Raw genomic sequence first — 10,046 nt, 5'->3', positions numbered from 1 at the left:
CAGATCATTTGTGTGAGCAAAGTCCCTTTAGCATTATGAAGGGACTTTTTTAAATTTCTACATACTTGAGGTTCCGTCACATCAACATCAAGTTAAAGCACTTTTAAAACATTAAAAAGTGCTTTTTGGGGTACGGTCAGGAAAATGCGGATTTACAACGTTAAGCTCATATCCCTGACAAGAAGAAGCTCCTTTTTTTATTGTCAGACAAATGTTAAAGTTAAGATAAAAAGTGTAAAGGTTGGTAAAAAATGAGAATTGAACTAAGATATCTTCTACTAATCATTAATTTCATTTTGTTAATGCCATTATTGAATCGTATTATTTTTGAAAGAATCAGCCCTTGGGACAGTATTTCTTTTTTCTGCCCACTTATTTCAGTGTTAGTTATAACTTTTCTTTTAGGAAAGAACAAAATCAGAAACATTCATTGGAGAATTAACCTCATAGGACATATCATCATCGGTTTAACCCCAATTTTTTATTTCTTGTATATCTTTATGTTGCTCGGCTGATCAAACTTTCCCAAATAATCCAGAAATGCAAAACTTCTTTAAGGGGTACCGTCAGAAAAATGAGCTTAACGTTGTAAATCCGCATTTTCCTGACCGTACCCCTTTTTATTTATTATAAATACGAATGTAAACTTTTATATATTAGTTTACATTCATTTCCTTAATTTTATTGGCTCTATCGCAACTTACCCATTTTCCTCAAAAACGACTAGAAAAGTATACATTCAAAACATCATAAATAAAGAGATTAGAACACCTGTAAACAAAAAAAGAAAAAGCTAGATCGATGCTAGCTTTTTTAACAATTATAATTATCCATAAATATAAAATATTATTGTTGATTTTGTTTTTCTCTTTCACCTACAACCCAAGCTAATAATAAAATCGAGCTAGTTACTAACACTGCTGTAAAAACTCCCATTAAACATTTCTCCTTTTTATAAACAGAATTAACCATATTATACCATGGTGATAATACTTACAAAGACTTACTTACTCTATATAATTTTAGTTACCATAACATCACTTATCGGTAGTTCATATATCTAAAAGCATATATAATTTGAACATAAAAAAAGCTTCTTACCTAAGAAGCTTTTTTTTACGAAATTCTAAATTGTTCTTAGCCTTGTAAAGACTAAGGCAACTATAAAAAAAGAAATTGGATTGCTATTAAGTATTATGCTTGTTCAGATTGTTGAACATGTAATGGAGGCGGAATAATCCAACCTTTTTTCTTATTCAGACGAAGTAATACAGCACCAGCTTGTGCTTTTTTCATATGGAATTGACCAAACATCATTCCTACATCTTCTCGAAGAGATTGTCCCATAGCTTGACTACACGCTACTAAACCAGCAGCAAGATCCATAGAAACTTTAGCTGCAATTTCCGCATCATTAATACGAGCTCCAGGAGGGATAGTTTCAATAGATGCAACTGGTCTTTCTGGAGGTGCTGGTGGTAATGCAACACCGTTTAATTTTAATAAATTTTTTAATTCTTCAACTTCGGATTGGATATCATTCTCTACAAGGTTTTCTAAAAATTTCTTTAAGTCCTCATCTCCTGTATGGTTAATGAGAACCTGATAACCAGCAATTGCACCTTGTGCCGCTGCAAGATAGCTCCAAATTCCAAAAACTTCTCCGTAGTGCATTGGTTCATGTTGTGGATTTCCACTTAAAACGCCCATAAAAATATTCCTCCTTAAAGAAATTACACTCTTAATAACAATGCTTACTATAGAAAAAATTTTCCCAACCATGTTCCGGATTAAAGAAAATAAATTCTTATAACTCATATGAAACACCTTACCCAAATATAGTAATTACCTCTTGTAGGATATACTGTTATAGAAATTTTATTCTTATAAATAACATATATATTTTAATTAACATAATCTATCATTATCGGTAGCAGACAAAAAAGCTCAGAGTTCTCATATGACTCTGAGCTTTACTTTTGTATAAGGCTTATTCAATTAAAACCCCATTAGTGAATTAATTATTTTCAGAAAAAATATTTAGTACTATAAAAAAATAAAAGATAAAAAGCTAAAATTACTAAAACTAAATCTATTAATGCTAACTTTTTATTTCCTTCTTTTAAACTTATGGTAAAACCATAAATACTTCTAACCATCCAAAAAGCTATCAAAAATAGCCCACCAAAGTGGTCATTTGTATAATTTTCATCAAAAAACATTTGGAATGCACCTAAAATTAATAAAATAAGTACGATATTAGTTCCAACCCTTAAAGTCCTATTTGATTTATTATTTTTCAATTTATCATCCCCAACTCAACACTCTCTCTTAAACTATCCTGCTTTTTAGCAACCAATTCTAGTTCTTCAAACATAATCTTAATTTAAACCATGTTCTCTTTCCCCATATAACATTAAAAATTATACCATTAGTATTGGATTTATTTTCCTGTATTTTTAGAGATAAAGGGAGATAATTAATCAAATTTCAAAAGATTATTTCCAAAACTCATACCATTTCTTATCTTTACTTGCTGAAATCATCTTCTTAACTTCCTGGACTTCCCTTATTGTTTGCATGAGCATCTCATCACGGCCCTGGTTCTTCGCCATATCTTCGCTAGTATTCGTCGCTATAAGTGCCTGGGATTCCTGTATCGCTTGTATAGCGCTCAATAACTCTGATTCTCTTTGTATGAATCGCTGGTCTTGCTCAGTTAGTCGTTTGGTTAATTCCTGGAGCAACCTATTTTGTTTTTCAATGACTTCTTTTTGATCTTGAATCATCGTCTGTAGCGTTGTAGCGTTGAAATCCGGTTCTTCATAGCGCTCAACCTCATGTCGATCCAATGGCAACACCTCAACACCTTGATGCCATGATACAATTTGCTTTGTGGCATTTTCTAGTCTCATATCTGTATCGTTCTTTAGGTTGATAACCTTACGGAATACCATTACATCACTTTCTCTATACTTCCTATGCCCACGCTCGTTTTTTATGAAGGTGTAACCCTCTTTTTCTAACACGTCTGCATACTTACGTAACGTAGATGACTGGATACCTAATTGCTCCGCCACGTCACTAGGACTATAAAACGTCTTCATAGCGTTTCACCTCAAAAATATATTCGCTATAGCAATGATATACCCTTTTTCCTAATAATTCACGTATCACTTGTTTTCATTTATACAAGATTTTATACAAATTTTTGTACTAATACAGGACATTCATAAACCTGAAAAACCCCAATATCTCTACAATGTATACAATCATGCATATCATGATAAAAAGAAAAAAGCGAAATCCACTGATATAACGAGGATTTCGCTTTTTATTTGCTACCGATAATGAGACGTTATGTTAACCAAGCATGTATAAGATATTCATAGTTTGCTACATACTACATTCTGATAAAATGAAATAAAAGAAAATTAGAATAATTTAAAGGGAGAAGAGTGATGATTGATATTTTTAAAATTTTTGCGGCCTTAGCTTTGGGCTACTTTTTAGGCAGCCTTAATACAGCGGTGATTGTAGGAAAAATATACGGAAAGGACATAAGAAACCATGGAAGCAAAAGCGCCGGACTTACCAATACCCTTAGGGTACTTGGTAAATCTGCTGCAGTATTTGTTCTTGCTGGAGATATATTAAAAGGGATAATTGCCTGTTTTATAGGATTGTTCCTTAGCGTTTACTTTTATTCAGGAGAGGCTAAAGATTGCATAAGCCTTTTAGCAGCAGGCGCAGGAGTGATTATAGGGCATAACTGGCCGATATATTTTGGTTTTAAAGGGGGCAAAGGAGCACTTACGGGAGTAGCTGTGATGTTTATGATCAACTGGGTTATGGCCATTTTATGCATTTGTTTTTTTGTGATAATAGTAGTTTTTACCCGTTATGTTTCTTTAGGCACAATATGCGCTACAATGCTTTTTGCAGCCATCTCATTTATTCCGGTTTTTGGAAATACCATATATTTTTATATATTTGCTTTCCTAATGACGTTTATAGTTATTTTCAAGCATAGAGAAAATATAAAAAGGCTACTTTCAGGAACAGAAAATAAACTTATTTTTTCGCGGCGTTGAGCATGTCTTCAAAATGAAAAAAATTTAAAGTTAGTTAACCGTTTAAAACAAGAGACCACATTACAACTTCCAATAACGATAATTATGTAAATAAGCTGTCCATATGGACAGCTTATTATATTTTTTGCTTAGCGTGTTTTTTTCGAAATGCTGGCGGTACCCCATGCCCATCAACTTAAAAATCTTCACTACCTTCAAGTGTAAAAAAACGTTATTCTTTCTAAACAAGCTGATTGAGAAAGGATGACGTTTTTTATGAATCTCTCGATTCAAGATGAATTACAACTATTTGCTGAAGAGCTTCATCAACATTTAACACCTTCTATTTTGGAAGAACTCGCGAGAGAATTGGGTTTTGTGAAAAGAAAACGAAAGTTTTCAGGGAATGAATTAGCTACAATTTGTATTTGGGTGAGTCAACGGATAGCGAGCGATTCTCTCGTTCGATTATGTAGCCAATTACATGCAGCCACAGGAATCCTCATGAGTCCTGAAGGACTCAATAAGCGCTTTAATAAAAAAGCTGTTAAGTTTTTAAAACATATTTTTTCTGCATTATGGCAAAGTAAAGTTTGCGAAACATCAGTAATTTCAAGCTCATCATTAACCTATTTTCAACGAATTCGTATTTTAGATGCAACGATTTTCCAAGTGCCGAAACATTTAGCTAGCGTGTATCCTGGATCGGGTGGTTGTGCCCAAACAGCCGGTATAAAGATTCAATTAGAATATGATTTACATAGTGGACAGTTTTTAAATTTTCAAGTTGAACCAGGGAAAAATAATGATAAGACCTTTGGAACAGAATGTTTAACGACTTTGCGGCCAGGGGATCTCTGTATTCGAGATTTAGGCTATTATTCACTGGAAGATTTAGATCAAATGGACCAACGTGGTGTGTATTATATATCACGGCTTAAATTAAACAATATGGTATATATCAAAAATGAGTTTCCTGAATACTTTCGAAATGGGACAGTTAAAAAACAGTCTCAACACATCAAAGTCGATTTAGAACACATTATGAATACCTTACAACCAGGGCAAGTTTATGAAATGAAAAATGCTTACATTGGAAGGGATAAAAAATTATTCACACGAGTTATCATCTATCGTTTAACCGAAAAACAACTTCATGAACGTAGAAAAAAGCAAGTGTATACCGAGAGTAAGAAGGGAATTACGTATTCTGAAAAGAGCAAACGATTAACTGGAATTAACATATATATTACCAATACACCTTGGGAAATTGTTCCGATGGAACAAGTACATGATTATTATACGCTCCGTTGGCAAATTGAGATTATCTTTAAAACTTGGAAATCATTATTTCAAATCCACCATTGGCACGATATCAAACAAGAACGATTAGAATGCCATGTTTATGGAAAATTGATTGCCATTTTTCTTTGTTCCTCTACAATGTTTAAAATGCGGCAACTAATTCTACAAAAAAAACAAAAAGAATTGAGTGAATATAAAGCGATTGGAATGATCCAAGATCATTTATACATTTTGTATCAAGCTATACGAGAAAACACCCAAAGAATAACAAAGATCCTAGTTCGCCTGTTTACCCTACTACAGAAAAACGGGCGGAAATCTCATCGATATGAGAAGAAAACAGTCTTTGATATTCTGGGTGTTGTCTATGAGTATAATCGATTGGAAAAACAAAAGAAAGCAGCATAATTTTTGAAACTATACCTACCAAGGTTTATTTGGCATGCTCATTTTTAAGGACAAAAAGTATTTTAAGAGTTTTTTAGTTCATTTGAACGAAAGTTTATTTTGTTTCCATCCTTAAGTTGATGGGCATGTGGCGGTACCCCATAGAGAGTTTTTCTGTTTTTTATGGTTTTGTTCTTGTCTTTTGGTCTGAAATTTGCTTTTTGGCTAGAATGCTGGCTCGTCGTGTGGGGGCGAAACCCCACGTATTACGTATCTATTTTTTGAATAAGAACTATTTTGAAACGAATGATCTAAGCGGTTCGGCTCGTATACTTGCTAGTCCAAGTCGAGAACCATTGTTTTGCTTTTTGTCTGTCGGCTTGGCGAGAAAAGCACACGAGCCGAAAAAAGTTCCGCAAGGACATCATAAAAAAGAATAGGCGTTAGCCTTTAGGTGAGGATTTACGAACCGACTTTTTTATGATGAAGGTGGAGATTTTTGAGCGTTGTTTGCTCAAAAATACTACCTGTTCCTTGCGGAACTTTTAGCCCCTTAATAATAGTGATAATAGAGACGATTGTTAAAAAGTGCTATAAATCCTGTTGTACCAAGGGTTTATAGCACTTTTTAGGGTGTGACGAAAACGTCACACTTTTAGTCCTTTTTGTGACGTTTTCGTCACACCTAAAAAATTACAAATAAGTTATAAAGTACATAAAAAATAGACTGTATCAAGTTGATACAGTCTAGAAAAATCTAGCTGGCAATTTCACCTTTTTACCATTTTGACCTTTAAGATTTTTCAAAGAATGTTGAAACAATCTCATTGTCAATTTATCAAGTTTTACTTCATTTTTTCGAGGTGCACAAATCATTATGTAAGGATTTACTATCCATGTTCTAGGACTTACAGTACGACCATTTTCAATAATTTGTCCAGCACCTTCTGGATTAAGTAAAATCTCTTTTTTCTTTAATGAATTCATAACCAAAGAAGTTTTTTCTCTCGATTTCCCTATCATTTCAGCAATCTCAGAAACAGTTGCGGCTTTTGGTAATTCAAAATCATCCTCAACGTTATTTCGTTTCTTTTTAAATTTATCATCTCTACAAATAATGACATTACTTCTAAATTCCAAATAAGCTTGAATTCTAAATAAAAAACTTTCTTCTGCTTGTGTTAAATAACCAATACTATTTAATAAATCTAAATTTCTATGCATTACTTGATTAAATGGTTCACCAGCAAATGGGTCTTTATTGGTTCCAACGTAATGATCTTCTCCAGTTAATTCTTTTAACTGTTGTAAAAGAGATTTTTTAAGTTCTTCAGCTTGGTCCCTTTGTTTTGTATCTTTCTCAAAATCTCTTTTTCTAGCATTACCATTAGCTTGTTTTAAGGCTTGTCCTAAAGTTTGTTCATTCTCTTCTTTCATTGTGTCAATTCCTCCTCTGATTGAGGGAATCAACAAAAATACCTATTTTTTTCTATTTGATTATGAATCAAATTATGATAATCTATAACCAGACATTTAAATTTTAGGTATTTTCATTGAATACCATTTGAAACGAGCCATGTTACCGCATGGCTCGTTTTTTAATTTTATCACACATATTCTCTCAAAAGATTGTCAAACAAAGTTTCCCTAAAAAATTTACTAACTTTGTCAAAATATCTTCTAACGCTCCATGTCGTATCTCTGCTGTTTACGCTTCAGTTCTTTCTTGTTTTCACGCTCAAATTGATTGTTTACACCCTTCGCATCCAGTTCATTTTTAACAAGCTCTCTAAACGCTTTAAATTGCTCTCCAAGAACTTTTTTTGACAAATTGTATAAAACCCTTATATTTTCTCCCAACCCCCTTATATGAGCTTTCAATCCGCTTATTTCGGTATGTAATTCTTTATTTTCTTCTCTCAATTCAAGATTTTGTTTATACGAATGATTTAAAGCAAGCTTATTACCCTCTATTGTTTCTTTTAAATCTTTATTATCTGCTCGTAAACTCTCATTCTCTTGCACAAAATCTGTTTTTTTCAAACGCTCATAATCCGTTTTAATAGTAATCGCTGCATTCACTTGTTTTGTTAATTCTTGATATTGTTCTGGTGATAAAACATAATTTCTTGTCTGTTTCTTCGTAATTTCAGCTTTTCCAAACATCTTATCCTGTACTTCTGTTATTACTTCTTTACGCAAAAATGGAATTTTAATAGGTTCATTTGGCACTTGATCCGTAGCACTATCTAATTCTTTTTGCATTTGTTTTACTCTTTTTTCTAACTCTACATGACACTGGCCAATTAGCTGCAGCTTTTCACTTTCACTCTCTACTTCTTGTTTTACTATCTCTAATTCTTTGTACTTATCAACGACATCACTTTCCAAACTCTTTTTCGCTACTTCTAATTCGTTTGTTTTCTCTTCAACATTTTTTAAATGATGGTCAATCGTTTGTAATTGCGTTTCTTTTTCTTGTACTTGATTCTCAACAATTGATCTTGTTTCTGCATATTCCTTGTATTGACGGACTTTCATGTATTTATGTGAACCTACATTGGCACGTTCAAAATTCGGAATGTGTTCTTTCGCTAATTGCTCAATATAGGCCGTTTCTAATTCTCTCCAATGTGCAATTAACTTTCTTCCCGTTCCCTCTACACCTTGTTGTTGCAAGGCTCTATCCATTCCGACACGCCTCGTTAATCCTCGACTACTTTCGAAATTCGGTACATAGTTAATATGTAAATGCGGATTGGCTTCATCATCATGTAAAACCATGTTATAAACTACTAGATTTGGATTTCGCTCTTGAAACGCCTCAGCATAGCGCTTCAGCGCTTCTTTTTTCGCCCCTCTATACATTGAGTCGTCTTTACCTTCTCCAATCGCTACAACCAATTCTCGTTGCTCATGTGTCTTATCATCTTTATGTATTTTGTCATAGTAGTCATCAATCTTACGATCATTCCGTTTTTGTTTCTCGTTATACTTATCGACCTCTTCTTGAAAGACATCCTTGTATACACTTCGGATGTCCTTTTGAACAAAGTAAATATTCTGGTCTAACCTTGATGGATCGATGCCAGGATTACCATGAATGTTTTCTCTGTTATTATGGCTCAATGAACTTTGGTGAGATTGATTAAATGAGATAGAACCCAACATAAAATGCCACCACTTTCCCTAGATTAATTGATACCATAAGTCTAGCAAAGCGACGAAATGGAGTCAATTAAAGTAACCCTATACGTATTTTGACACTACGTATCAAAATCGATAGGGGTCTGCGACGCTTTTCGGCTTTGCCGAGCCATGCCCAGCATGGTAAAAACAAACCTTGGGCTTTGCCCAAACCCACTGGGGAACTCTTCCCCAGACCCCCTCAATCGAACTCCCCAACCCCTCAATCCTTGAGGGGCCCCCTCACCGGGTGGCAGGAACAAACGGTTGTTTGTTCAGTGCCAAGAGGGTTTGGGTGTCGTTCAGTTGGTCAAGTCAAATACTCCCTTCGCTTCGCTAGGTCCGTTTTGATTGACCAACACCCATAACCACTTCTCCCTCAATTCATTTGATATACTAAACATTATCTTCTTTATTCATGCAATCCTGCATAAAATCTTGTATACACTCACTATCATTTGGTAGTCTAAAAAAGTAAAAATAATGTTTGTCGTGAGTAAACCATCTTAACTGTAATAACCAACTAAAAAAAAGGGCAGAATCTAGATTCAGATTCTGCCCTTTTCTTTTTCACCTACAATCCACACTAAAAATAAGATAGAACTCGTTACTATTACCAAGAGTCCTAAATAATCCAGACTCTTTTTCTTATATAAAGGGGTATCGCCACATGCCCATCAACCTAATATTTTGAAGTACCCCAAAACAAAAATTTTATCTTACCACAGTTATCTATAAGAATTCAGTTCATTTTTTGTTTTAGGGAACAATTAATTTCCAATACATGTCTTAATGCGAAAATGTGATATTTCGTGACCTTACCCTCCATATGCAATATTACATATAAAAATATATTGATATAATTGTAAGCGCTTACTATAATAAAGGCATAAAGATAAATCACATCTTAGCAACAACAAAAGAGGAGGAAATAATATGACAATCGCAATGGCAGTTTTAAAATTTTTAGGTGGAATCATTCCATTTGTACAAGAACTTTTAAAAGCAGTAATGTAAGTTCATTATTCAGCAATTGCAATTATATGTAAAAAAACATCATACAAATGATCTGTATATCAAGAATGAACTGATGTG

The 10,046-nt window shown here is 33.6% G+C and carries 7 protein-coding genes; 2 read left to right on the top strand and 5 right to left on the bottom strand.

Going from position 1 to position 10,046, the window contains the following annotated elements:
- Window positions 1–1,194: 1,194 nt before the first annotated feature.
- The 3 genes from QRE67_RS25960 to QRE67_RS25950 form a co-directional block, all read right to left on the bottom strand.
- Entirely contained in the window at window positions 1,195–1,710 is a 516-nt protein-coding gene (locus QRE67_RS25960) for a DUF3231 family protein (RefSeq protein ID WP_286125404.1), read from the bottom strand.
- Between the two features lie 317 nt (window positions 1,711–2,027).
- Window positions 2,028–2,303, bottom strand: a complete 276-nt coding sequence (locus QRE67_RS25955; RefSeq protein ID WP_286125403.1) for a hypothetical protein — start codon at window positions 2,301–2,303, stop codon at window positions 2,028–2,030.
- 195 nt (window positions 2,304–2,498) lie between these two features.
- On the bottom strand, window positions 2,499–3,107 hold the full coding sequence (locus QRE67_RS25950; protein WP_286125402.1) for a DUF3967 domain-containing protein: 609 nt from the start codon (window positions 3,105–3,107) through the stop codon (window positions 2,499–2,501).
- A 354-nt stretch (window positions 3,108–3,461) separates the two neighbouring features.
- Here QRE67_RS25950 and plsY point away from each other — a divergent pair, with 354 nt between their 5' ends.
- Together plsY and QRE67_RS25940 are read left to right on the top strand one after the other, a co-directional pair.
- Complete coding sequence (gene plsY / locus QRE67_RS25945; RefSeq protein WP_286125401.1) at window positions 3,462–4,094, top strand: glycerol-3-phosphate 1-O-acyltransferase PlsY; 633 nt, start codon at window positions 3,462–3,464, stop codon at window positions 4,092–4,094.
- Window positions 4,095–4,349: 255 nt separating this feature from the next.
- Entirely contained in the window at window positions 4,350–5,786 is a 1,437-nt protein-coding gene (locus QRE67_RS25940) for an IS4 family transposase (protein WP_286125407.1), read from the top strand.
- 726 nt (window positions 5,787–6,512) lie between these two features.
- Here the strand turns inward: QRE67_RS25940 and QRE67_RS25935 are convergent.
- Window positions 6,513–7,202 carry a Rep protein gene (locus QRE67_RS25935; protein ID WP_286125406.1) on the bottom strand — a complete coding sequence of 230 codons (690 nt, stop codon included), beginning with the start codon at window positions 7,200–7,202 and terminating at the stop codon, window positions 6,513–6,515.
- A 243-nt stretch (window positions 7,203–7,445) separates the two neighbouring features.
- Window positions 7,446–8,936: a plasmid recombination protein gene (locus tag QRE67_RS25930; protein ID WP_286125405.1), complete on the bottom strand. Its 1,491-nt coding sequence runs from the start codon at window positions 8,934–8,936 to the stop codon at window positions 7,446–7,448.
- Between the last annotated feature and the right edge of the window lie 1,110 nt (window positions 8,937–10,046).

Origin of the sequence: Bacillus sp. DX3.1 (genome assembly GCF_030292155.1) — a bacterium.
Lineage (GTDB): Bacteria > Bacillota > Bacilli > Bacillales > Bacillaceae_G > Bacillus_A.
Note: the sequence above shows the minus strand (reverse complement) of the source record. Positions and strands in the feature narration are given on the sequence as shown.

What these genes read in the sequence shown, in the direction of transcription:
- QRE67_RS25960 (WP_286125404.1), bottom strand. Translation starts at nt 1,710, where the DNA reads ATGGGCGTTTTAAGTGGAAATCCACAACATGAACCAATGCACTACGGA.
- QRE67_RS25950 (WP_286125402.1), bottom strand. Translation starts at nt 3,107, where the DNA reads ATGAAGACGTTTTATAGTCCTAGTGACGTGGCGGAGCAATTAGGTATC.
- plsY (WP_286125401.1), top strand. Translation starts at nt 3,462, where the DNA reads ATGATTGATATTTTTAAAATTTTTGCGGCCTTAGCTTTGGGCTACTTT.
- QRE67_RS25940 (WP_286125407.1), top strand. Translation starts at nt 4,350, where the DNA reads ATGAATCTCTCGATTCAAGATGAATTACAACTATTTGCTGAAGAGCTT.
- QRE67_RS25935 (WP_286125406.1), bottom strand. Translation starts at nt 7,202, where the DNA reads ATGAAAGAAGAGAATGAACAAACTTTAGGACAAGCCTTAAAACAAGCT.
- QRE67_RS25930 (WP_286125405.1), bottom strand. Translation starts at nt 8,936, where the DNA reads ATGTTGGGTTCTATCTCATTTAATCAATCTCACCAAAGTTCATTGAGC.